The organism is Pontibacter anaerobius, assembly GCF_026241195.1.
Lineage (GTDB): Bacteria > Bacteroidota > Bacteroidia > Cytophagales > Hymenobacteraceae > Pontibacter > Pontibacter anaerobius.
This window is the reverse complement of the sequence record NZ_JAPFQO010000003.1, coordinates 336,318-360,802: the sequence shown is the minus strand read 5'-3', so window position 1 is coordinate 360,802 and position 24,485 is coordinate 336,318. Positions and strand designations below refer to the sequence as shown.

Genomic DNA, 24,485 nt, shown 5'->3' with positions numbered 1-24,485 from the left:
AAACAAAAAGGGTTGCCATTGGTTGGCAACCCTTTCATAGTTTAAGTTTAAGCTTATACTTTTAATCAGCAGCTTTTTCCATCTGGCGCAGGCGCTCGCAGGTAGCCATGGAGGCTTGCTTCTGCTTCTCTACCAGCTGCACCACATTCTGCGGAAGCTCGGTTCTATGGTCCAGTGCATCATTGTAGGCTTTCTGTGCCCACTCCTCACCGGTAATATTAGACTTTATCAGGGCCTCTTCATCGTTGCCGGTCACAGTCGATTTTACATCCATCCAGCCCCGGAAGATCTTACCCTTAGCCGTGGTGTTATTCTGTGTAGTACCGCCCAGGCTGCTGATAGAGCTATTAATCTCGTTTGAGAACTGGCGGCTCTGGTTCATCAGGTCTTTGTAGTAAGACTGGTGCGCCGGGTCGTGCGTGTTCTTGGCGGCGCGTTCGTAGCCTTCAATTCTATCATTCACGAACTGGTTCAGTTCCTGTAAAACATCTATCGCTCTTTCGTTGTTATTCATAGCTATTCAAAGTTTGGTTTATACTTACGGAAACGAAAAAACTTGCGTATGAGTTATAATATTAGTTGCTGCGCCACGTATGTAGTACTTTAAAGCTTTGTGCTGTAGGCAGCTGGCCTTAGCCACTATGATAAAAAGTTTTTTTCTCCTACATTACACATTAAAGCTACTCCGCAGCGTATAAGCGGCATTACTTTTGTAATCTAACCTGTAGTTCAACTTATAAAATAGATGATATCATTGACAACTCGCTTTAAAATAATACTGTCGGTATTGGCTGTTATCCTGGTTACAGGCTCCTTCATACTCTACAAAAAAGGCGATACGCCAGAGGGTAAGAACGAGATCCTGATAAAGGCCTTGATGCAGGGGCTTAACACCGGCCACTATCAGCCAGAGAAAGTAGACGATAGCTTCTCCAAGAAGGTGTTTGACCTGTACCTGGAGCGCCTCGACTATAACAAGAAGTTCCTGATGGAGCCCGATGTGCAGCAGCTTCGTAAGTATGAAACTGCCATAGACGATGAATTGCGCCAAGGTTCGTTCCAGTTTTTCAACCTGTCTGCCGATATTTACGAGCAGCGCGTGAAAGATTCGGAGGCTTTCTATAAGGAAATACTGGCCAAGCCATTCGACTTTTCTCAGAACGAGCAGATTGAGCTGGATGGCGAGAAGCTTACCTACGCCAAGAACAAGGAGGAACTGAAGGAGGCATGGCGCAAGCAGCTGAAGTACCAGACACTGGTACGCCTGGTTGACATGCAGGAAGAGCAGAAGAAAAAACTGGAGAAGGACCCGAAGGCGGAGCAGAAGTCTGTTGAGCAACTCGAGAAAGATGCCCGTGAGAAAGTACGCAAAACCTACGACGACCTGTACCAGCGACTGGCTAAAATCAATCGCGACGATCACCGTGCCACGTATATCAACGCCGTTACCAATGTGTACGACCCGCATACAGGCTACTTCCCGCCAAAAGCCAAAGCTGACTTCGACATCAACTTTACCGGCCGCTTGGAAGGTATAGGCGCCTCGCTGCAGGAGCGTGATGGCCAGATCAGGGTAATGGAGATTGTACCAGGAAGCCCGTCATACTTACAAGGCGAGTTGAAGCCAGGCGATATTATCCAGAAAGTAGGCCAGGGTTCAGAAGAGCCAATTTTGGTTGAGGGCATGCGCCTGGACGATGCGATCCAGTATATCCGGGGTAAAAAGGGTACAGAGGTGCGCCTGACGGTTAAAAAGCCAGACGGATCTAACAAAATCATCCCGATTATCCGCGACGTTATCGTATTTGAGGAAACTTATGCACAGTCTGCCCTGATCGAGGACAAAGACAAGATCGGTTACATAAAACTACCGGGCTTCTACGCCGACTTTGAGAACAAGAACGGCCGTTTTAGCGGTGCCGATGTAAAGAAGGAGGTTGAGAAACTGAAAACAGCCGGCATGAAAGGCCTGATCCTGGACCTGCGTAACAACGGCGGCGGCTCCCTGGCTGATGCTGTGGAAATGGCTGGCCTGTTTATAGAGCAAGGTCCGGTTGTGCAGGTAAAAACTGCTTCCGGCAAAGCTGTAGTGCTTGACGACCGCGACACGCAGGTACAGTATGGTGGCCCGCTGGTGGTACTGGTAAACTCCAACAGCGCCTCCGCCTCTGAGATTCTGGCAGCCGCCATGCAGGATTACAAGCGCGCCGTGATTGTGGGTAGCCCTACGTTTGGCAAAGGTACTGTGCAGCAGTTCTTTGAGCTGGATGAGGCCCTGCCTGCGCAGTTTAACCCCTACAAGCCATTCGGTGCACTTAAGCTGACAACCCAGAAATTCTACCGCATTAACGGCGGCACCACGCAGCTGCGTGGCGTAACGCCTGATGTTGTGTTGCCGGATGCTTACGCTTACCTGGAGTTTGGCGAGAAAGAGCAGGACTTCGCGCTTCCGTTTGATGAGATCTCTCCAGCCAAGTATAAAGTGTGGAACAACGGCAAGCTTAACCTGTCGCAGGTGAAAGCGCATAGCCAGCAGCGCGTAGGGCAGAACGAGAGTTTCGGGTTGATTGCGCAAAGTGCAGAGCGCCTGAAAAAGCAGTCTGACAACACTACCCGCTCACTGCAGCTGGATAAGTATAAAGCAGAGCAAGAAAAGGCAGAGGCTGAAGCCAAACGCCTGGAAGCAGCACAGAAAGAGGTGCCGGTACTAAACGTAAAACGCCTGCAGCAAGACCTGCAAGCCCTCGGCACCGACACTGCTAAACTTGCCCGCAACAAAGAGTTTATGAAAAGCCTGAAGCAGGACGTGTATGTGGAGGAGGCCGTGGCCATCATCCAGCAAGACCTGAAGTAAGCCTTTGTCATTCCGTAACAGAAACGCCAGCTATGTGAAATAGCTGGCGTTTTTTATATCTTAAGTGCCCAAACTTCAACATAGACAAAATGCTCCTGAACTCTCCCCGAATGGCCAGGCTCCACGTATGGCTCTTGCTGGTTGCCTTGCTCCCTACCCTGTTTAGCGGTTGTGCCACCAAAAAACCTGTAGATACACCTGCCGCCGCGCGTGGTGTTATCTCCGATAAAGCCATGGTGGTGTCGGCACACCCGGATGCCTCGCGTATAGGTATGGAAGTTATGCGAAAAGGCGGCAATGCCTACGATGCAGCCATAGCCACGCAATTTGCCCTTGCAGTAGCCTTTCCGGTGGCAGGTAACATTGGCGGCGGCGGTTTTATGGTGAGCAGAAGTGCCTCCGGCGATATTGCTACGCTCGATTTCAGGGAGACCGCACCCGGGGCAGCCACAGAAACCATGTACCAGGACAGCTTAGGCAATGTGGTAGACGGCCTGAGCACCGATGGCCATTTGGCTGTAGGTGTGCCGGGTGCCGTGGATGGTATGGTAAGGATTCATCAGAAAATGGGCTCATTGCCGTGGGCAGAGTTGGTGCAGCCTTCCATAGACCTGGCCCGTAACGGCGTGGTGCTTACCGAGAAAGAAGCAAGCGGCCTTAACTACACCAAGGAAGCTTTCCTGGAGAACAACAAACACGTGCCCTACCTGGTACGCAACAAAGTATGGCAGGCTGGCGATACACTGCGCCACCTCGACCTGGCACGCACCCTGGAGCGCATCCGCGATAAAGGCCGCGAGGGTTTCTATGCAGGCGAGACCGCTGACCTGCTGGTAAAAGAGATGCAGCGCGGCACAGGCATCATCACGCACGAAGACCTGGCAAAGTATACCGCTGTCTGGCGCGAGCCTGTAGTGGGCGACTATAAAGGCTATAAAGTTATTTCGATGGCACCGCCTTCCAGCGGAGGCATAGCGCTGCTGCAGCTTCTCAAGATGGTAACGCCTTACGACCTGCGCGACTATGGCTGGCAAAGCACTAAAACCATACAGGTGATGACGGAGGCCGAGCGCCGCGTGTACGCCGACCGCGCCAAGTACCTCGGCGACCCCGACTTTGTGGAGGTGCCACTTGAAGAGCTGCTGAACGAAGAGTACCTGAAAAACCGTATGGGCACAATGAGTATGGCCCAAGCCACACCATCATCAGAAGTAAAAGCCGGTGAGCTGCCTGTGTATGAAACAGAGCAGACAACACATTTTAGCGTGGTAGACCCTGCTGGTAACGCGGTATCCATCACCACCACACTTAACGGCGGCTACGGCTCCAAAGTAGTGGTGGAGGAAGCCGGCTTCCTGCTCAACAACGAAATGGATGACTTCAGCGCCAAGCCGGGCGTACCCAATATGTTTGGCCTGGTTGGCGGCAAGGCAAATGCCATACAGCCCAACAAGCGCATGCTCAGCTCCATGACCCCAACCATACTGGAGAAAGACGGAAAGCTGTTTATGGTAGTCGGTACGCCAGGTGGCTCCACTATCATCACTTCGGTATTCCAGACGATCCTGAACGTGCTGGAGCACGACATGACCATGCAACAGGCAGTAGCCGCACCACGCTTCCACCACCAGTGGCTCCCCGACGAGATCCAGCATACAGAAGATGCCATACCTGCCCCGGTGCGCGCTGAACTGCAAAGCAAAGGTTATGTTTTAAAGCAGCGTGGACAGTTTGGCCGGGTAGATGCCATACTGGTGCTACCGGATGGTAAGCTGGAGGGCGGTGCCGACCCGCGTGGCGACGATGCCGCAGTTGGGTTCTAAGCCATTCTTTCCGCCTGCTTCCTTTTCTGGATAAAGCCGGCCACGTACACACCCACAGCGGCTAAGCCCGTTAATGTCATAAGCCCGAATACGCTGGCCCTGCGCTGCCGTACTTCGGGCTTAAACTTTTGCTTTGTTTCTTCGGATGGGGCAATGGCTTTGGAGAACAGTACACCCGTCATCACGCTCAGGAGCGAGGTTACGCCCACTGCCGCATGCGCCACCGTTCTGTCGCCGGACTTGATGCCGGAGCTGAGCAATAGCAAGGCGCCTCCTGCCAGGGGCGGTATGAGCGCTGTTTTCGGCCTGTTCTCGTTCAGGAAGTAGCTCGTTAGTCCTGCACCGATAAGTACAGCTGCATGGGCATTGTTGGCTATATCTGGTCTATCTGTAATATTCATCTCAAGTATAAGTTTTATACTTCGTTTACCGCCTTCAGCCATGCTTGGTTATACTTTAGCGGCAAGTATAAACGCAAAGAAGCCTGCCGCTAAGCGGCAGGCTTCTTCAGTAAGTGTACGGTTTAAAGCTACTTATTTCTTCAGCATTCGGCTTACGAACACCTCTTTTCCAGCCTCAACTTTCAGAATATACATACCTTGCTTCAGAGTGCCTACCTGTGTGTTCAGTTCCTGCTCTACACCTTCCAGAGAGCCTTTAACAGAGAACAGTACACGCCCATCTATGCCATAAGCAACCAACGTGATGTGTTGGAAGCCGCGCACGCGCTCTGGCAGCACCAATCTTGCAAAGCGCTGCACCGGGTTAGGGTATACGCTGAATTGGCCTTTGGTGGCATCCGCAATGCCTGTTGGCGTCGGTGTCTCCTGCTCAGGGTCGCTGGTAACAAGCTCGAAACGGGCCATTACCGGCAAGTGGTCTGAGGTGGTGCTTCCGTAGTTATCAATGCTGCTCAGGAAGTCGTTGCGGATGGCAATGGAGTTGGCAATATACTCATCCACAAAGTTTTGAGATATGATGATATGATCCAGAAAGCTCTTGTAAGAACCCACCAGGTTGTAGGCGCCCGTCTGGCTCAACTCGTAGGTCAGGGCTTTGTAATTAGCATCCTGCACATACATGCTGTAAGACGAAGCTCCTGCGCCAGCCACTACAGACTCATCGATGTCGTCGTTATAATCGCCCAGCAGCACCAGGTTTGTGTTGGCATACTGCGCATCTAACGAGTCCTTCAGTACCTGCACGTCATACTTGCGTCGGTCATACTGCGTAATGTCGTCACCGCTGTTTGCCTTGGCGTGTATGTTTACGATGTTGATGTACTGGCGCACACCGTTGATGTTGGCCTCAAACTGGACCAGGTATGGCAGGCGCCCGCTTGCCCAGAAAGTAGAGCTGCTGGCAGGGTAACCAGCCAGTGTTGTTCTTCCTGCTTTGATATCAGCATAAAGCACGGATAGCAGGGTTTTCTCTTTCTTCACCTTCAGGATCTCCGGCCTGTATAGTACGCCGGTGCGCTGGGAGTTACTGTATAGCCACTCCGTATCCATGTCCTCATACTTGTAGCCAAGCTCCTCAGCCAGTTGGATTATCTTGTCCACATCCACAATTTCCTGCACCGCAATAATATCGGCATCCAGTTCGGTGATTATCTTTTTGGCGTTTGCATACTGCTGTTCCTCATTGCTAGGGCCATTGCTTGTTGACCCAAACCACTCCAGGTTCCAGGTGGCAATATCAAGGGTATTGTCTGAGTTAAGCGAAGAGCCTTGCAGCATACCTTTCTCCTCGTTTAAGGCAGTACCGCTCACAAACGAAACAGCTCCGGCAAAAACAGCAGCTGTTTCAGGCTTAAAGCGCACGTATACTTTGTTCTGGGCCGCAGCCTCCTCCGAAGTATAAGTTAGGCTCTGGGCAAAAGTGCTGTTGTCTGTAGACAGCTCAAAGCCAGCCGGGGCAGTGATCACAACCTCCTGCTCATAGCCAACGGCACTAAACGTGAACTCTGATACGTCGGAGGCGCTTCCTACATTAACCTGTCCAAAATTAAAGTTAAGCGGGCCAACCGTAAGTATGTTGGAGGCATTCTCAATTTTGAAGTTATCCAGTGTCCAGCGGGCGGCAGCCTGGGTTGTAGAGGTATACACGAAGGCTATATGGGTACCGGCCGACTTGTATTCCGACAGGTTGATGTGCTGCAGCAGCTGCCAAGCATCGGCGTTGTCTGATGGCAGGGTGATCAGGTCGGTCCAGGTGGCAGCAGCCGGATCGCCCGAACCGCTGTAGTCAGCAGACACTTTTACCTGCAGCCCGGGCCCGCCATACTTTGTAATGTAGTTAACCGACATTACCGGCAGGTTGAATTCCTGCATATTATAAGCCGGGGAAATAAGCCAGTCCTCGTTTTGCTTTGCGCCGCCGTTATAACCATTCATCTGCACACCAAAGGTATTGTCCTGGCCATACTCTGAACAAGCCCAGGTTTCTGACCCGGCTACGCTGTAGTGCATCCAGTTGCCGGAAAGCGTGGTGCTGCCGTTTGGAGAGCAGTTGTCAAAGTTCTCTGTGTAGCTATCAGCCACTGGAAGACCTATCCCCTGCGTTGTGAAAGCCCAGGCACTAGCCGCTACTGCGCCAGTAGCATTCCCGGCCGCATCCTTAAACGAACCGGCTTCTACAGCTACACTGTAGCTGCTCTCCGGTGCCAACGTATAGCCAATGGTAACGGTGCCACCGTTTATATTTACTTTGCCTGCGTCGTTCGCTGCTACCTCAGTAGTAGTGCCGGCTGTGGTGTTCACGATAGTTATAGTACCAGCATCACCTGCCACTACCGGCTCGTTAAACGTAAGCACCAGTTTGCTGTTAACGGATGCACCTTCTGCCCCATTATCTGGCGAGAAACTTACCACAGACGGAGCTGTTTCGTCGGCTGGTGCAGGATCGGAGCTTGATAAAATGCTGATGTTATCGATACCGATGCCATCCCGGCTACCCGAAACGCCACTTACCACATTCTCAAACGTGATCCAGCGCAGCTGCACCAACTCTTTGTTTGCTGCAGCAACTGGTAGTACAAGATCGAACTCCTGTGAGTGGCTTAGTGCTTTCTCTACGCTGGTGAACTCCGAGTTATCAACTGTAGCCCAGTCACCTGTCTCTCCTACTCTGTACTGGAGCGCCACGCCAACAGATCTTGCCTGATCGTTCAGCAATTCTATTTTATACTTTACAGCCACCTGCTCAGCCCCTACAGTATTGACAGCAGAAGCTAACTGGTTAGAACCGTTGCTGGAGTTGCCTGTCAGCTGAATATAAAGCTGGCTGTTGGTTCCGGAACTATGCAAATAGATGTTGCCGCCACTCGATTCAGCTTTGTTGGTAACTTTAAGGATAGCATCACCGGCAGCAACTGAAGTCTCAGCCTTCTCTTTTGAGTTGTTGTATGCTGCCAGCCAGCCTGCTATTCCGACAGGATAGTTAACAGCAGCCTCACTGATAGACTCAAAGTTCTGGTTGTAAGGGAGGCTTTGCGGCACCGGATTTGCCTGCCCCAGCACCTGCGTGCTGCCAAACAAAGCAAAGCCCGCCACAAGAGCTCCCAGCTTTTGTAAATGTTTACTCATAAAATATTGGATAGATTTGGATTGATAACAAACACGGCATCGGGCGCTTCTGCTGCCAAGAAGGGAAAAGTATAAAAATAAGCTGTAGGTAAGGCGCCTGACATATCCCACAAAAATAGGCATGATTCGGTTAGGTTGTGTTACTGTATTCTTAAGAATCCGCTGAGTACAACCACACCCTCCCAAAGAAGCTAATTAAACTGGTATAGTACAATTCACTAAACCTCTTCCAAGTCTTTTAAAACTTAGCTCCCGTTGCGCTTATTTCCTGTCTAAAACCTGATCCTGCACTTTATTTAAGCAAACTACAAATTACTACATAAACCACTGGTTTACAGACAACTAAAATCAAAAAATAGAGGGTATTTTCATGATTTTATGCAACTGATGCAGCCTCAGATTTGTTTAGTATATATGAAAGAGAGAGATGAAGAGAAGGTGCTTTCCCTGTATCCGGAGGGAACACAAAATACCGATAAAGTATGGCAGAAATCCATACCTGCACAGGTGTTTCTAAACTACTTTTTTGCTATAAATTACCACATCCAGCACGCAGGTACTATTGCGCCGGGGCAGCTGCCGCTACTGCATGAGCAAAAGCCGGAGCTGAACGAGCAGGACCTGGAGGCAGTAAAGCGGCTGCTACTAAACAGCTGGAGTACAGAGTACGCGCTGCGTGCCACCGCCGAACTCGGCGATGAGGCTTATATGCGTAACGCCCTGCACTGGACTTTCCCGCAGGCTTACTATGCCGTGTTTGCCGGCTTGCAGGCCTTTCTGTATACCCGCGATGTGAAGACCAGCAACGAAGCCTGGATACTACGCGAGGCAGGTCGTTTGGTAGTAAAGAATGCCTACCCGAGAGCAATGGGCTTCTACGCCTCAGGCCACTACGATGATTTTAAGGTACACCGCCTGCCGTTGGCGCACTACAAGCCGGGCCTGCAGATTGCGGGCAAGGAGCTGGAAGCACAGGCACAGATCGGGCAGTTTTTATGCACTACGCGCCGCCAAAAGGCTAAGGCCGTGAGGCAGCAGGTGCAGGCCAACGCCGCCACAGCCATACGCAGCAGCAAGAGCGGTGAGGTGCTTCAGAAATTTAGCCCGCAGCACTGGCAGCAGCTAACGTGGCGCGTAGGCTATACTACCCTGTTTGATTTGATGGCTCGCCTGCGCATCTCCTCCACCCACCGGGAGATTGAGCGCTTTGTGCTGGCCGATATAGATTTTAAGCTTTTCCATGAGTCGCTGCTGCAGATTGTGAGCTACCTGAACGGTATACACGAATGTTATGTAGCACAGGCAGTTGGCCTACAAAAGTATGAGGATTTGGTGCAGCAGTTACCCAAATACCTACAAGGCTCCTTTGTGGAAGCCAGGCTGCAACAGCAAATCAAACCGCTGCTCGGCGACCAGGATTTCGAGCTGGGCCAGGCGGCATAATGTATACTTTCCCTTCTTCTTTGGCTCCTGCAGGTTATACTTGCAGGAGCTTTTCTTTTGTACCGGTGATGAAGGGTTTTGATTTATTTCTTGATCATGACAGAATAGCAGAAAAAAGAAAGCGAACCGGGTCTCCATAGGCAGGATCTAATAACTGGAATCCTAACTAAACTTATACTTCTTAAGGCCACAATTCCGTCTTATCCGTTCAGCACAAGCGCAAATCAGGAACGCCGTAATCGCTCAAATCAGTTAAATCACTTTTAATCATTGGTTCCCCTTTAAAAGCTGCCGATTATTTCCGAATTTTGCAGCTTGATCTGAACACATCACTTATAGTATAAATCGCATGCAACTGAGCGAACAGGAACTACGCAGACGCCATGAGCGCGAAGAGCTGGAGAAAATGGGCATCAACCCTTATCCCTCTGAGACATTTGAAGTTACGGCCACGGCCAAGGAGATAAAGGATAATTTTGATAAGGAGAAGGGCAACTATCAGGAAGTAAGCCTGGCAGGCCGCCTGATGAGCCGCCGTATTATGGGTAAAGCCTCGTTTGCAGAGCTCATGGACAGCACAGGCCGTATCCAGATTTACGTGTCGCGCGATGATGTTGCACCGGGCGAGAACAAGGACCTGTACAACACGGTGTTCAAGAAGATGCTCGACATCGGCGACTTTATCGGCATCAAAGGCTATGCCTTCGTGACCCAGGTGGGCGAGATTTCGGTGCACGTTACCGAACTTACAGTGCTGGCCAAATCGCTGAGGCCGCTGCCAATTGTAAAGCGCGAGGTGGATGAGAACGGCGTGGAGCATGTATACGATGCCTTTAACGACCCGGAGCTGCGCTACCGCCAGCGCTATGTAGACCTGATCGTGAACCCGCATGTGCGCGAAACGTTCCAAAAACGCACCAAGCTGGTAAACACCATGCGTGGCTTCCTGTCAGATAAAGGCTACCTGGAGGTGGAAACCCCGATCCTGCAGCCTATCCACGGTGGCGCGGCGGCCCGTCCGTTTAAAACGCACCACAACACACTGGACATGACGCTGTACCTGCGCATCGCCAACGAGCTATACTTAAAGCGCCTGATAGTAGGTGGCTTTGATGGCGTGTTCGAGTTTGCCAAAGACTTCCGCAACGAAGGCATGAGCCGCTTCCACAATCCGGAATTCACCGTAATGGAGCTTTACGTTACTTACAAGGACTATAACTGGATGATGGAGTTGGTGGAGGAAATGGTGGAGAAAGTAGCCCTGGCGCTACACGGCACCACTAAAGTACAGGTTGGTGACAACATCATCGATTTCCAGCGGCCATGGAAGCGCTATACTATGTTCGAGGCTATTGAGCACTTCACGAAGATCGATATCTCTAACATGGATGAGGCGGAACTGCGCCAGACAGCAGAGAAACTGGGCATCCATACCGACCCAACCATGGGTAAGGCCAAGCTGATAGACGAGATTTTTGGGGAGACATCGGAGCCATACCTGATCCAGCCAACTTTCATTACGGATTACCCAGTGGAGATGAGCCCGCTGGCAAAGAAACACCGCAGCAAGCCAGGCCTGGTAGAGCGCTTCGAGGCGATCTGCAACGGTAAGGAGATTTGCAACGCTTTCTCAGAGCTGAACGACCCGGTTGACCAGCGTGCCCGCTTTGAGGAGCAGCTGGAGCTGGCCCGCCGCGGCGACGTAGAGGCCATGGCCCTTGACGAAGACTTCCTGCGTGCACTGGAGTATGGTATGCCGCCAACAGCTGGCCTGGGTGTGGGCATCGACCGCCTGAGCATGATCATGACCAACTCCCAGTCGATCCAGGATGTGCTGTTCTTCCCGCAGATGAAGCCGGAAAAGCAGGACAAGAAAGAAGAAGAGAAGAAGTAACTCTCGCTTTTAAACATAAAAAAGCCGCTCTGAAGTTTTATAGAGCGGCTTTTGCTTTTATACTTGAGACCTTTATACGCCAGGGGTATTTCTGGCTGTGTTGGCCATGTTTCTGCTCTCCTGGTCATCCCACTTGTTAGTGTCCGTGTAAGGGCTTTTCTTTACATTTCCCTCAGTCTGGCTGCGAGATTTGTCACTCTTCATCTTGCTTGTCCAGTCGCTAACTTTGCCTTTGGTGCTGCTGTAGCCTTTGTTCACCTGGTCGCCCAGTTTGGTAGCCTGGTCTGATACTTTTTTACGCATCACAGTGCCCTTTTCAGGAGCCAGCATCATACCGGCGATTACACCTGCGGCGGCACCTGCGATAAGCCCGGCAACTACCTGGCCGCCTCCCCCACTGTTGCTCTTTCTTATATTGCTTCTCTGGTTGGTTCCTTTTTGTCTTATCTGGCGTACAGACTCATGTGTGCTGTAATTAGACTTGTGCTCGCCTAGGGAGCGGCATTCCATATGAGTTCTCATAGTTTGGTTCTTGTTTTTATTGATACATAAAAGCCTTCCTAAGAAGGCATCACTATGTATTTTATAACGCGAACAAGCGTTTTAAGTTGACATAGCTACTCCTAAAAACAAAAGCGCCTGCCCTTTTGGGACAGGCGCTTCCGCAGGCGTTACAAATAACCTCCTCAGCAAGCCATAGTATAAAAGCCACAGCTTTGGCTATAGTAGCGCCTCGGTTAATGCTGCTTAAGCGTTTCCGCCAGTGCTGCCTGTTGCGGAGCCACCTGTGGTGCCAGTAGTCGTACCGCCTGTTGTCGTGCTGCCAGTGCTGCCACTTTTGTTAGCACCTCTATTGGCTTCTGCAGACTTGCCAAACGTATCGCCGCTCATCTTCTTGATCTCTTCTAAACCATCCTGAAGGTTTTTCTCCAGGTCTTTGCTCATTTTGCCGGCCCATTTCTTAACGCTGTTACGGGTAACCTCGCCTGTATCTGGGGCCATCAGTAAACCTGCGATTACACCGGCACTGGCGCCAGCCAGCATAGCCAGCAAAACTTTTCCGCTATTGTCTTTCATAGTCTTTTGTTATTATTTAAATCTTAAAATCAATTTAACTATCGTGTGGTGATATAACGATTAATATAGCATTAAGTTATACCTATACTAAAAGATTCTATTATAGTTGCTCCAGAAGCATAAACCTGATCGGAAATTGTTTGTTTGCAGCACCTTACAGTTTAAAGTTGAGGTCAGACAGCATGCGCTGAATCTCGTCTCTGGTTTTACCTATTTTGCGCTGCAGGCGATCCATCAGCTCACTCTCCTGCCCTTGCTGATACTCCAGGTCCTCCTCGGTCAGTTCAGAGTAGTTATTGCGGAGTTGTCTTCTAACGTCATCCCAGGAGCCGTGCATCACCAGGTCATAGTCTTCCTGCGGAGGCGTTCCGTTGTCTTTGCTGCGCTTGCTCTTCAGGTTGGCCGTCCAGCGTTTTACGTTGCTGTTCACCTCATCGCTGGCTCTGTTTAGATGGCGCATCAGTTCTTCTCTGGCATCGCGTCCGTTTTTCGGCGCTAACAGCACCCCTGCCGCTACGCCTAACCCTATACCGGCAAGCGTGGCTATTAATATCTTGTCACTGTCTTTATTGATCTGATTCATAGTTTTTTGTTAACTGTTATCTTGTAAAAATAGGGTTCAAACAGATCACACCAAAAGACAGGCTGAATCCGTTCTAATTTCTATATTTTTGTACTTGCAGATACATACGGCGTGAGCCCTTACAGGTTAGTTTAAGCCCGCATTTCTGCCGTTTACGTAGATAATCTAATTAATCCTATACTATGAAAAAAGTAATTGCCGCTTCCGTTTTTGTGTTCGCCAGCCTGGCCTCCTGCGTTAATAACAGCACGCCGCAAAGCACCTGCATCGACCCCGCCAAAATAGACCCTGATGCTATCTGCACCATGCAGTACGACCCTGTGTGTGGCTGCGACGGCAAGACCTACAGCAACCCCTGCATGGCCGACAAAGCCGGCGTTACCTCCTACACCCAGGGCGCCTGCGAAGATAAGCAGTAAGTTATACTTCAAGAGCAACAATTATGAGCGAGAAAAAATACTTTAAGCAGACCAAGCCTTTCCGGGTGCCTACCACCGACGGAAAACTGATTGAGGAGCATTTCGGGAACGCCTCTACGCACACCAATGCCTTCAGCGTGGCCCACATGATAGCGCCCCCGCACTGGGGCGAGCCACACCAGACGCCGGAGTTTGATGAAATTACCATCGTTACGCGCGGCAAAAAGCTGATTGAGATTGACGGTGAGGAGATGGAGGTAAAAGCAGGCGAGTCTATACTTATAAAGGCTGGTGCCCGCATCCGCTACTCCAACCCCTTTGACCACGAAACCGAGTACTGGTCTATCTGCATCCCCGCCTTCGACTTTAACGCCGTGCACCGGGAGGAGGAATAGGTATAAATTTGGAGATGCCCCAACAACGTGTGATCTAATCCCCTCGCTTGCGGGAAGCGAGTGTACTGTATCCGGTGGCGTCTCGCCACGCTCTGATGAGCATGCATTTATACTTTATAGAAGTATAGGTCGGCCGGAGGCCTCTCCATAACTCACACTCGCGGGACGCGAGCGAAGGAACAGCTCAGAAACAAAAGTCCCCTACCAAAGTATGGCAGGGGACTTTTTTATACTTCAGGATTAGAGCGTTATGCCCCAATATTCAAGTTACTTGGAGATCATGTCCACGATATCCTCAGAGATACCCATGTAGGAGAAACCGCCGTCGTGCATCAGGTTCTGCATGGTTACCATACGGGTAAGGTCTGAGAACAGGGTGATGGTGTAATTGGCGCAATCTTCGGCAGAGGCGTTACCCAGCGGCGACATCTTATCGGCATAATCGTAGAACGCGTCGAAACCGCCTACGCCAGTACCGGCTGTAGTTTTGGTCGGAGACTGAGAAACCGTGTTTACACGCACCTTCTTCATCTTTCCGAAGCGGTAGCCATAGTTGCGGGCAATAGACTCCAGCACCGCCTTGGCATGCGACATGTCGGTGTAATCAGGGAACACACGCTGCGCCGCTATGTACGACAGTGCTACAATAGAGCCCCACTCGTTCATGGCGTCCTGCTTCTCAGCCACGTGCATCACCTTATGAAAAGACAGCGCCGAGATGTCCAGCGTTTTCTGGAACCAGTCGTAGTTCAGGTCGCCATATTCTTTGCCTTTACGGATGTTCGGGCTGGAGCCGATAGAGTGAAGTATAAAGTCGATTTTGCCGCCCAAAATCTCCTGTGCCTTCGTGAACAGGTTCTCCAGATCCTCTACAGAGGTGGCATCAGCCGGGATGATCTGCGCATTACACTGCTCAGCCAGTTTGTTGATCTCGCCCATTCGCATCGCGATAGGCGCATTTGTCAGAACGAACTCCGCACCTTCCTCTTTGGCACGCAGGGCCACTTTCCAGGCGATAGATTTCTCATCCAGCGCACCGAAAATGATCCCTTTCTTTCCTTTTAAAAGATTATAAGACATGTCTTTTGTTATTTTTTTGATTGCCTAACCTAGATTTACCGGTTACCCCGGAAACGAAGCAGCAATATAGCAATTACTAATTAGAGTGAAAGCAACTCTTTTGCACTTTGATACGCATTGTCGCTCGGGTTCGCGCCGGCAATCATGTGCGCTATCTCGTTTATGCGCTCCTGGTCATCCAGCTTCTTAATACGGCTGATAGTGCGGTCTTCGGTGTCGTGCTTGTACACAAAATAGTGCGAGTTGCCCTGCGCGGCAATCTGCGGCAGGTGTGAGATGGCGATGATCTGGTGTTTCTGCGCCATTTGCTGCATCATCTTGCCCACTTTCACGGCCACTTCACCAGATATACCCGTGTCTATCTCATCGAAAACGATGGTCGGCAGGGCGGTTTTATCGGCAAGCATATACTTTATACTTAGCATCAGGCGCGAGAACTCACCACCCGAGGCAGCCTTGATCAATGTTTGTGGCTGCGCTCCTTTGTTGGCGCTGAAAAGTATACTGATGTCGTCGGTGCCGGTAGCGGATGGCGCTACCTCGTTATGCTGAATAACGATGCGTGCGTTCGGCATTCCTAGCTCAGCCAGCAGTTTGTACAGTTCTTCCTCAAACGTACCGAAAGACGCTTTGCGACGCTCCGAAAGTAAAGCTGCCTTCTCCAGTACCTCCTGCTCAGCAGCCTTCACGGCTTTCTCGGTGTTGGCGATGGCGGTATCCAGGTTGAGCACGCTGCCCACTTTCTCCTCCAGCTCGCGCTGTAGCTGCAGCAGTTCCGCGTTGCTTTGCACCTGGTGCTTGCGCTGCAACGTATAAATCAGGTTCAGGCGCTCCTGCACCTCCAGGGTGCGCTGCGGGTCGGCCTCGGTGTTGCGCTCGGCATCCTCCAGCTCCCCGGCAACGTCGTTCAGCTCTATCATGCAGCTCTCGGCGCGGCTGCGAAGCTCCTCATACTTGTTAGAGAAAGCGGCCAGCTGGCTCAACGTATGCACGGTATCCTTCAGGGCCGAGGTGATGTTAAACTCCGACTCCGTGAGGCTTTGTACCGCCTGCGTCAGCTTCAGTTTGATATCTTCGGCGTTCTCCAGCTGCTTCAGCTCCTCCTCCAGCTCCTCCTGCTCGTTCTCCTGCAGGCCTGCCTCATCCAGCTCGTTCAGCAAAAAGGCGTGGTAATCGTGCTCCTTCTGCGCCTGCGCCAGCTGGTCGGTTAGCTTCTTATAATCGCTTTCCAGCTTTTTATACTTGCGGTAGCTCTCGTTATACTTGCGCAGGTACGACAGGTTGCCTGCGTAAATATCAAACGTGGTGTTGCCCATCGACGAGGTGTTGCCGGCATAAATATCGAGTATGTTAAGCTGATAGCTGGTGTCGCCGAGCTGCAGCGTGTCGTGCTGCGAGTGGATATCCATCAGGTTCTCGCCGATCTTGCGGATCACGTCCAGGGTTACGGGCGTGTCGTTCACGAAGGCGCGGCTCTTACCGCTGGGGCTGATCTCACGACGCAGAATGCACTGGTTGTCGAAGTCCAGGTCCTCTTTCGTGAAAAGCTCCTGCAGGTTATAGCTCGAGATGTCGAACACGCCTTCAATTACACACTTCTCCTCCTGGTTAAAGAGCAGCTTGGTATCAGCGCGGTTGCCCAGCAGCAGGCCAATAGCCCCCAGCATAATGGACTTACCGGCACCTGTCTCACCCGTGATGATGTTGAGCACCGGCGAAGGGTTCATCTCCAGTTTCTCTATCAGGGCGTAATTCTTTATTTTAAGATCTATCAGCATATACTATGACGCAAGACTATAGACATAAGAAGGATTTTGGCCTATGCTAAAGTTCGTTATTTCTGTTCTTTTTTTGAAGTATGGGATTCGGATTTCTGTTGCTGTTACTTCTGTTGTGCCTGGTGTAAGCGTCTGCATGTTCCTGCTGCTTTCGCGGGTTTACAACTCGTGCCTCTTTATGGTGACGGTCTGTAACCCGACTGTAGCTATACTTTATACTTTGGCTATACTTGCCGGCTGCCGATGTAATGCCGTTCCGGACTTTCTACCGCTGTTCCGGACATCCTTGTCCGGAACCCTTCTGCTGCGGACTTCCTAGTCCGCGCAAGCCTTTATACTTTGGCTATCCTTACTAGCCACGGTTCATCCTCAGCCTTGCATATCTAACGTTTCATTTCTGGCATTGGCTCCCTCCAGGCCGGGAGGCCTCGTTTTCCTGCTCGGCGCTGTGTTCCCTCCTGCGCCAGGGCGCTGCCGCTCGCGCGGCACCGGATCTCACAAGGCGCCTCCCAGAAAAACTGGGAAAGCTTTTCCTTTGGTTACGCAATACCCTTTATTACTTGCTACAATCATGTTTTATAGAAAAGCAACCCACTTTAGTACGGCGCCTCCACATCATAGATCATCTCCTCCACCTGCTCCAGCGGGAAAGTGTGGTGGTTGAAACGCTGGTCCTGCAGCTCTGCCCCTTTTTCGTTCAGCTCCTTCAGTTTGCCGGTTAATACCACCTTATCGCGCAGCACCACCTGCACAGACGGAGTTTGCAGCAGCTCGAAGCGGCGGTTTAAAAGGTTGTTTCGGAAGATGCGGATCTGGCGTTTTCCCATGGGCGCAAGTATAAAGCCGGCAGCAAATTTTGCTCCGCGAAGTTACACTCTTTTAGCAGAATTCTAAAAATTTTAGCGTTTTAGCAAAACACCATACTTGCTGTTGTTGGTAGGGTCTGCTTGGGATAGGATGGTGTAAGCCTGCTGTTTCTGCGCCGGGGCGGCGGACTTGAACATGTTCACAAGCTCATCTGCCTTCGCATCGAAGAAGGCGCGTAGTATGGCAGAGTTCGGTTTTTGCTGCTGCAGGCGCTGTATGTTAGTTAGCATACCAAGCACACTCTGCCGTGCCTCCTCCGGCTTTTCGGCCATCTGGTCCAGCCCCTGGCGGTGCATGGTATAAAGCCCTTCGCGGAACGGCAAAAACTGCGGGTCCTGTACATTATCGATCAGCCAGTAGCGGTTGCGGTTGCTGTCGAAGGCTTTCCAACCAGGGTAGCCGGAGCCTTGCGAGGCGGCCAGGTTAAGTATGGCCCTGGCTCTGTCGTAGGCCGGGGAACCACCTAAACGGCCAAAGCTGTCGTTATCCATCCCGATGATCATGTAGGCATAGAAAGCCAGCATCGACGACAGGTTGGAGGAATAGTTGTTCTCGGCAAACTCCAGCGGCTGGGCGGCATTGAACCGGAAGGTCCAGTCTTTATCGATAAAAGAGAAGAGTACGGATTCGTAGCCGGTGCCATAGGCCGGCCTTACCGACAGTACCTGCACATTGGCTCGGAAAGAACCGATCTCCGGCATCTCCGTCAGATTAATGAGGATGCGGCACTTGATGCGCTCGTCGGGGCGGTAGGCCTGGCTTGTCCAGCGGCGGTTGTTCATAAACTCGAAAATGCTGGTTTGCATATCCGTGAACAGTTGCCTGTCGGTGTACTGTACCTGCTCGCTGTTTACTACCACATCGCACTGTAGCTCCTGCGCCCTGGCGCCCCAGGCGGTAAAGATCAGCATTAGCAAAACAAGTACCCTCTTAGCCATATATCCGCTCCCAGATTAAGTTTACAATATCTTGTGCCACTTCACGCTTAGATTTCAGGTCAAACGTATGCGTGGCGTTTTCTTCAATTATAGTGATCTTGTTCGTATCGTGCGCAAAACCAGCACCCGGGTCGTTGAGCGAGTTAAGCACGATCATGTCCAGGTTCTTTTTGCGTAGCTTTTCTCGGGCGTTTGCGCTTTCGTTGTCGGTTTCCAGGGCAAAGCCCACCGAAAACTGCCACTCCTCCTTCTGCTTGCCCAGTGCCGCTGCAATATCAACGTTTTTCACCAGCTCTATCGTCAGCTCGTCGCCGGCTTTTTTTATTTTCTTATCGGCCACCGTTTTAGGGCGGTAGTCGGCCACGGCGGCGGCAAACACCCAGATATCTGCGGCATCGGCATACTTCAGTACCGCCTTATACATCTCCTCAGCCGTAGTTACGTGCTTTACTTTGATGTTTGCGTGGTGCGTGTGCAGGTTTGTTGGCCCCGACACCAGCACGACCTTCGCACCTCTCTCCGCAAAGCTCTCTGCCAAAGCGTAACCCATTTTACCGGTAGAGTGGTTCCCGATAAAACGCACCGGGTCGATGGGCTCGTGGGTAGGACCTGCCGTAAGCAGTACTGTTTTGCCGTTAAACAATCTTTCTGTCACCTGAAAAAAAATTCTGAAGCACCTGCACAATCTCCTCCGGCTCCGCCATGCGCCCCTGCCCTACCAGCCCGCTGGCTAATTCGCCGTAGCCAGCCTCTATAATGCGGTTGCCGTAGCCCTGCAACTTGGTAAAATTGTTTTGAACTGCCGGATGCTGGTACATATCCAGATCCATGGCGGGGGCTACAAAAACGGGGCAACGTGCCGATAGATACGTGGCACTAAGTAGGTTATCGCAGAAGCCATTTGCCATTTTAGCGACGGTGTTGGCGCTGGCCGGAGCCACTACCAGGGCATCGGCCCAGAGGCCAAGGTCCACGTGGTTGTTCCAAGTACCGGTTTCGTCTTTAACAAACTGGCTAAGCACCGGCCTTTTAGAAAGGGTAGCCAGCGTTAGAGGGGTTATAAACTCAGAAGCAGAAGCAGTCAAAATGACCTGTACTTCTGCTTCTGCTTTTATGAGCTGGCGGACGAGCAAGGCAGCTTTATAGGCTGCTATACTTCCGCAAACTCCCAATATGATCTTTTTACCTTGCAGCATCCGCCTGTAATATTACAGGTTGATGTCCTCCTCGGTTTCCTCGTCTGGCTTTCTAACGTATACCTTTCCTTCCAGAAACTCCTCGATAGCAAGGCTGGTAGGCTTTGGTAAACGCTCATAGTACTTAGAGATCTCGATCTGCTCGCGGTTCTCGAACACCTCCTCCAGGTTGTCTACCGTAGTGGCAAACTCAGCCAGCTTAGAGTTCAGCTCTTCTTTCAGCTTCACAGAAATCTGGTTTGCTCTTTTAGAGATAACAGACACAGACATGTACACGTTGCCGGTTTGCTCTGCAAAGTCGGCCATGTTGCGGGTAACGATTGATGATGGAACTGATGCCATATATGTATACTTTATGAATTCTGTTGTTTTGATTTTCTGATATCTGCCAAGGCAGTCTGTACGGCGTCGAACACACGCTCGGCCTCACGCTTATACTTGCTCTCCGGGTACATGTCCACAAAAGACTGGAAGTAATCCAGCGCCACGTCATAGCGTTCCTCCTGCTTGTCCGGCACACTTTCCTGTGCAAAGCGGTGCTGGGCATCGAATCTCAGGAAAGCGGCTTCTTCGGCATATGGGGAAGAGGCGTGCTCCTGTAAAAAGTTATTCAGGGCAACCGCCGCAGAGCGCCAGTAGCGCAGTTTATAGTACAACTGGGCCTGGTAAAAGTCTTTTCTGTCGAGTTTGGTGTACAGCTCCTCCAGCACTTGGTTTGCCTTCTCTACGCGCTCACTGTTCGGATAGCGGACCAAAAACTCCTCGTACGCCTCAATGGCCGTAATGGTTGGTGTCTGGTCCTCCTCGTAGCTCGGCGACTGCTCGTACAGCGACTGGGCCTGCAGGAACATAGCCTCCTCGGCAAACGGGCTGCGCGGGTAAGTGGTGTAGAAGTTGCGGAAGTAGGCGTCGCTCAGGATGTAATTACCCTGCAGGAAGTGCGCCTTGGCGCGGTAGAACTGGGCTTTCTCAGCCTCCTCGGTACCAGCCATCAGGTCGGTAACCTGGTCTAGCAGCTGGGAGGCGCGGTAATACTCCTCCTGCTCATAATACTCCAGTGCAGCCTGATATTTCTTGCTGACATCGTTGCTTTTCAGCAATTGCTGAAAGTTACTACAGCCGGTGGCCAGCAGTAACAGGCAAAACAGTGCGATACTATGGAAAAAGCCTCTATTCATGAACAGGCAAAATTATAGAATATCCGTTTGATTTACAAAAGAGATTAAGCAATGGGGGCAGCTTTCTTTGCTACTGCTTGTTTTTCTTCCTGTTTGCCCGCTTTTTACTGGCGCCGGGTTTAGCGGCTGGCGTTTTTGTGGCCGGGGCAACTTTGGCGGCTGGTGCTTTTTTAGACAACACCTGTTGCTTGGTTGGCCGCAGCTCTGATAGCCAGGCAAAGCCCTCCAGCCTCCTGTCTGCCTCATTCAGCTCGTGAGGAGGCACAAAACTGGCATCCGGCTGCACCAGAAACGAAATTGTCTGCAGTTTATTTTCTGCAAACTTCAGAATCATGTCGCTGCAGATGGCTTTGTTCATACCTGTCAGGGCGGTATCGCCTTCCAGGGCAAAGTATAAACTCTCCCCGTTACCGTTCACATTCACGCGTTTGATATCACCGTCTGCAAAGTATGCAGTCATGTCGCGGCCCTTCACCTGGTTGTAGTTCTGGAGCGTGTCCTCAGATGTGATAAAGGCGTTGCTGTACATGTACATGCGGTCTATGGTCTGGTTTCGCAGCTGTATGTGGATGGTATCAGACACCAACTGGCTTTCCTCGTTCCAGAGCACCGGCTTCACGTTCATGTGCATAACAGAGTCGGTGCGGTTGTAGCTCAGCGAGTCGGCTTTGCCCTGCAGGTCAGACTTAAAGATCTTCACGTTCGGATAGGCAAAGATCATACTTGCCGTTCTGGCTCCCTTGGGCTCCTGCGAGTACAAGGTATCCGCTGAGAGAAACAGCGTGTCGCCCTCCATCACCGTTTCCATAACCGGGTTGCCGTATACTTTGGCCTCGCCCTTGTTGCGCCAGTAGCGGCCAATTTCCCCACGTATGGTCACGTCATCCTTCAGCGCCCGCAACGACACGTTTTTCTCCGCATAGCCGTAGCCGGTGGCCTGGTTATAAAATAATTTATCGCCACCCAACCTATACTCCGGGGTCAGAATATAAGCGTTGCGCCCGAAGTTCGATACTTTGGTGATGGTGTTGTAAGTCCCTTCCTCTGCGTACAGATCGCCTTGCTGCCCCTTGATAAAAGTTGGCCCCTGAAAGTACACGACCTTCGTCAGCGTGTTGTAACGCATGTTCTGGGCCTTAATAGTATAGTCAGCCGTCGTTACGTTCACGTCCTGCTGAAAATCGAACATCTTAGTCTTGGTGTTATAAGAGCCGCGGCGGCTTACCAGGCGGTTCTCCGGGTCCACGATCACGCCTCCCTCGGTATAGGTGGCGGTGCGGGAGTTCAGATTATAATCCAGGCTGGGCGTGGTGAGGGTCATCCGCGGGTCGCGCATCACCACATCGCCTATGATTTTAGCAGTGCGGGTATCGCCGTTGTAGGTGGCGGTGTTACCGGTGATGTTCACGGTATCAGCCTGGTTTATGCGTACGTTGCCAAAGGCCTCCAGCACGTTTTTCTCCTTGTATTGGTACACGGAGTCGGCGTACAGCATGCCGTCCTTCTGCTTAAAAATCACGTTGCCGATAAGCTTATCGATGCGCTGCCCGTTAAAGGTACCGCCAATCAGGCTGTCGGCCTGCTGCAGGTCTACGGGCACTTTCTCCGTCTGGCCCTGCCTTGGCCGCTGGTTCTGCCCGAAAACGGTGAATGTAATCAGGCTAAAGACAAGAGAAAACAGTAGTTTTGTGTAGTTCATTTAGATCGTAGACAAAGGACTAAAGACATTATGACAAAGGATTCCAATTCTTTTGTCCTTTGTCTAACAGTCTTTCGTCTATTTTATACTTCAAAATTAGAAAAAAATCACCAGCCGCTGCTTTATGCTACAGAAAGTTTCAGGTTTCATACAATCACAAGGCCTTTGTGAGCCTACGGATAAAATTTTAGCGGCCGTTAGCGGCGGCATCGACTCGGTGGTGCTGTGCGAGGTGCTGTACCAACTCAAGTATGAGTTTGCGGTGGCGCACTGCAACTTTGGGCTGCGCGCCGAGGACGCCGAAGCCGACCAGGTGTTCGTCAAAAAGCTGGCCAAAAAGTATAACGTGCCGTTCTTTACCGAGAACTTCAACACCCGCGCCTTTGCCGAGCAGGAGAAACTCTCTACCCAGATGGCTGCCCGCACCCTGCGCTACGAGTGGTTTGAGCAGGTAAGGAAACAGGAAGGCTACGACCACATTGCCACGGCCCACCACAGTAACGACCTGACGGAAACCATATTGCTGCACCTCACCAAAGGCACAGGCATTGCGGGCCTGCACGGTATCCCGCCCAAGAACGGGCATATTATCCGCCCCATGCTCTCCGTAACCAAGGATGATATCTATGAGTACGTGACGGAGCGCAAACTGATATGGCGCGAAGACAGCTCCAACATCACCACCAAGTACCAGCGCAATAAGATCCGCCACGAGGTGATCCCAGTGCTGAAGGAGATAAACCCGAGCCTGGAGGAGACGATGCAGCACACGGCCGAGCGCGTGAGCCACGCCGAAAGCATTGTGGCCACCTACATCGAGAACCTGCGCGAGCAAAGTATAAAAGAGGCCGAGAACGCGTTCTACATTTCGCTGGTGCCGCTGCAGAACGCCACAGGCCTGCCGGTGGTGCTGCACGAGCTGCTGCGGCCGTTTAACTTCAGCTACAGCGTGGTGCTGGAGCTGGTGGAGGCGCTGGAGGGTATATCGGGCAAGCAGTTCGATTCGCCAACCCATACGTTGGTGAAAGACCGCGACCAACTGGTGATAACGCCGCGCAACCTGAGCAGCTACGGGAGCATACTTCTAAACGAGGGCGATACGGAGGCTGAAGCCGGCAACCTTCGCTTCAGCATAAAGTACATACAAGCTGACAAGTATAAACTCAACACTAAACCGCATGTGGCCGCCCTGGATGCCGACCTGCTCAAGTTCCCGCTAAAGCTGCGCAGCTGGCAGGAGGGCGACTGGTTTGTGCCGCTGGGTATGAACGGCAAGAAAAAGATAAGTGATTTTCTGATAGACAAGAAAGTGCCCGCAAACCTTAAGAGCCAGACGCTGTTGCTGATTTCTGACCAGTCTGTGGCCTGGGTGGTGGGCCAGCGCCTCGACAACCGCTTTAAGGTGACGGAAAAGACCGAGCGGGTGGTGGAAATAAGCATAGAGCGTATCACGTAGCACGACGCCTTCAAAAAGTACTTAATCCAGTATTATTGACAAAGGACAATGAGCTTTTTGGGTTATTATACTTTAGTAAGGACAGTCTTTTCTCAATTTAAAAAAGTCGTGCTAGGTGTATCATGATACTTGACACGAAAACGAAGTTTTTCTAATAGATTTTTCTAATTTTACAGGACTTAACAGAATCTCAAACCAAATTAAAAACTATATCCGAC

The 24,485-nt window shown here is 51.3% G+C and carries 22 protein-coding genes; 7 read left to right on the top strand and 15 right to left on the bottom strand.

Annotation, left to right across the window (positions count from 1 at the left end; genetic code table 11):
* Positions 1-61 precede the first annotated feature (61 nt).
* Positions 62-514 carry a PA2169 family four-helix-bundle protein gene (locus OO017_RS07085; RefSeq protein WP_266051764.1) on the bottom strand — a complete coding sequence of 151 codons (453 nt, stop codon included), beginning with the start codon at positions 512-514 and terminating at the stop codon, positions 62-64.
* A 231-nt stretch (positions 515-745) separates the two neighbouring features.
* Here OO017_RS07085 and OO017_RS07080 point away from each other — a divergent pair, with 231 nt between their 5' ends.
* Positions 746-2,854: a carboxy terminal-processing peptidase gene (locus tag OO017_RS07080; protein ID WP_266051763.1), complete on the top strand. Its 2,109-nt coding sequence runs from the start codon at positions 746-748 to the stop codon at positions 2,852-2,854.
* Between the two features lie 110 nt (positions 2,855-2,964).
* Positions 2,965-4,677: a gamma-glutamyltransferase gene (gene ggt / locus OO017_RS07075; protein ID WP_439651298.1), complete on the top strand. Its 1,713-nt coding sequence runs from the start codon at positions 2,965-2,967 to the stop codon at positions 4,675-4,677.
* Here the strand turns inward: ggt and OO017_RS07070 are convergent.
* The gene (locus OO017_RS07070) at positions 4,674-5,120 is read right to left on the bottom strand and encodes a hypothetical protein (RefSeq protein WP_266051762.1); all 447 of its coding nucleotides are present in this window, start codon (positions 5,118-5,120) and stop codon (positions 4,674-4,676) included. The genes ggt and OO017_RS07070 overlap by 4 nt on opposite strands.
* 90 nt (positions 5,121-5,210) lie before the next feature.
* Positions 5,211-8,264, bottom strand: a complete 3,054-nt coding sequence (locus OO017_RS07065) for an Ig-like domain-containing protein (protein ID WP_266051761.1) — start codon at positions 8,262-8,264, stop codon at positions 5,211-5,213.
* Positions 8,265-8,678: 414 nt separating this feature from the next.
* Between OO017_RS07065 and OO017_RS07060 the strand changes: the two genes are divergently transcribed.
* On the top strand, positions 8,679-9,707 hold the full coding sequence (locus tag OO017_RS07060) for a hypothetical protein (protein WP_266051760.1): 1,029 nt from the start codon (positions 8,679-8,681) through the stop codon (positions 9,705-9,707).
* Positions 9,708-10,056: 349 nt separating this feature from the next.
* Complete coding sequence (lysS, locus tag OO017_RS07055; RefSeq protein WP_266051759.1) at positions 10,057-11,601, top strand: lysine--tRNA ligase; 1,545 nt, start codon at positions 10,057-10,059, stop codon at positions 11,599-11,601.
* Positions 11,602-11,673: 72 nt separating this feature from the next.
* Here lysS and OO017_RS07050 read toward each other — a convergent pair whose 3' ends face one another.
* The 3 genes from OO017_RS07050 to OO017_RS07040 all read right to left on the bottom strand — a co-directional run bounded on the left by OO017_RS07050 (position 11,674) and on the right by OO017_RS07040 (position 13,261).
* On the bottom strand, positions 11,674-12,123 hold the full coding sequence (locus OO017_RS07050) for a YtxH domain-containing protein (RefSeq protein ID WP_266051758.1): 450 nt from the start codon (positions 12,121-12,123) through the stop codon (positions 11,674-11,676).
* A gap of 225 nt (positions 12,124-12,348) precedes the next feature.
* The gene (locus tag OO017_RS07045) at positions 12,349-12,678 is read right to left on the bottom strand and encodes a YtxH domain-containing protein (protein ID WP_266051757.1); all 330 of its coding nucleotides are present in this window, start codon (positions 12,676-12,678) and stop codon (positions 12,349-12,351) included.
* A gap of 154 nt (positions 12,679-12,832) precedes the next feature.
* Positions 12,833-13,261 (bottom strand): YtxH domain-containing protein, encoded by a 429-nt coding sequence (locus OO017_RS07040; protein WP_266051756.1) that lies wholly within the window; start codon positions 13,259-13,261, stop codon positions 12,833-12,835.
* Positions 13,262-13,443: 182 nt separating this feature from the next.
* Here OO017_RS07040 and OO017_RS07035 point away from each other — a divergent pair, with 182 nt between their 5' ends.
* Together OO017_RS07035 and OO017_RS07030 are read left to right on the top strand one after the other, a co-directional pair.
* Positions 13,444-13,680 (top strand): Kazal-type serine protease inhibitor domain-containing protein, encoded by a 237-nt coding sequence (locus OO017_RS07035; protein WP_266051755.1) that lies wholly within the window; start codon positions 13,444-13,446, stop codon positions 13,678-13,680.
* A 23-nt stretch (positions 13,681-13,703) separates the two neighbouring features.
* Complete coding sequence (locus OO017_RS07030) at positions 13,704-14,075, top strand: cupin domain-containing protein (RefSeq protein ID WP_266051754.1); 372 nt, start codon at positions 13,704-13,706, stop codon at positions 14,073-14,075.
* 267 nt (positions 14,076-14,342) lie between these two features.
* Here OO017_RS07030 and OO017_RS07025 read toward each other — a convergent pair whose 3' ends face one another.
* From OO017_RS07025 to OO017_RS06990, 9 genes are all read right to left on the bottom strand, one after another.
* Positions 14,343-15,155, bottom strand: a complete 813-nt coding sequence (locus tag OO017_RS07025) for an enoyl-ACP reductase FabI (protein ID WP_266051753.1) — start codon at positions 15,153-15,155, stop codon at positions 14,343-14,345.
* Between the two features lie 80 nt (positions 15,156-15,235).
* Positions 15,236-16,933, bottom strand: a complete 1,698-nt coding sequence (recN, locus tag OO017_RS07020) for a DNA repair protein RecN (protein WP_266051752.1) — start codon at positions 16,931-16,933, stop codon at positions 15,236-15,238.
* 596 nt (positions 16,934-17,529) lie between these two features.
* Positions 17,530-17,760, bottom strand: coding sequence for a hypothetical protein (locus OO017_RS07015; protein WP_266051751.1), 231 nt, complete (start codon positions 17,758-17,760; stop codon positions 17,530-17,532).
* Positions 17,761-17,832: 72 nt separating this feature from the next.
* Positions 17,833-18,738 carry a type IX secretion system protein PorD gene (porD, locus tag OO017_RS07010; RefSeq protein WP_266051750.1) on the bottom strand — a complete coding sequence of 302 codons (906 nt, stop codon included), beginning with the start codon at positions 18,736-18,738 and terminating at the stop codon, positions 17,833-17,835.
* Complete coding sequence (gene coaBC, locus OO017_RS19980; RefSeq protein WP_369426421.1) at positions 18,731-19,393, bottom strand: bifunctional phosphopantothenoylcysteine decarboxylase/phosphopantothenate--cysteine ligase CoaBC; 663 nt, start codon at positions 19,391-19,393, stop codon at positions 18,731-18,733. Before coaBC ends, porD begins: the two co-directional genes overlap by 8 nt.
* Positions 19,374-19,934, bottom strand: coding sequence for a flavoprotein (locus OO017_RS19975; RefSeq protein WP_369426420.1), 561 nt, complete (start codon positions 19,932-19,934; stop codon positions 19,374-19,376). Before OO017_RS19975 ends, coaBC begins: the two co-directional genes overlap by 20 nt.
* A gap of 12 nt (positions 19,935-19,946) precedes the next feature.
* On the bottom strand, positions 19,947-20,276 hold the full coding sequence (locus OO017_RS07000; RefSeq protein ID WP_266051749.1) for a DNA-directed RNA polymerase subunit omega: 330 nt from the start codon (positions 20,274-20,276) through the stop codon (positions 19,947-19,949).
* Positions 20,277-20,287: 11 nt separating this feature from the next.
* The gene (locus OO017_RS06995) at positions 20,288-21,112 is read right to left on the bottom strand and encodes an outer membrane protein assembly factor BamD (protein ID WP_266051748.1); all 825 of its coding nucleotides are present in this window, start codon (positions 21,110-21,112) and stop codon (positions 20,288-20,290) included.
* A 70-nt stretch (positions 21,113-21,182) separates the two neighbouring features.
* Positions 21,183-22,811, bottom strand: a complete 1,629-nt coding sequence (locus tag OO017_RS06990; protein ID WP_266051747.1) for an OstA-like protein — start codon at positions 22,809-22,811, stop codon at positions 21,183-21,185.
* A gap of 124 nt (positions 22,812-22,935) precedes the next feature.
* On the opposite strand from OO017_RS06990, the gene tilS reads away from it, so the two are divergent.
* A complete protein-coding gene (tilS, locus tag OO017_RS06985) occupies positions 22,936-24,267 on the top strand; it encodes a tRNA lysidine(34) synthetase TilS (RefSeq protein ID WP_266051746.1) in 1,332 nt (443 codons plus the stop codon).
* The last annotated feature ends 218 nt before the right edge of the window (positions 24,268-24,485 follow it).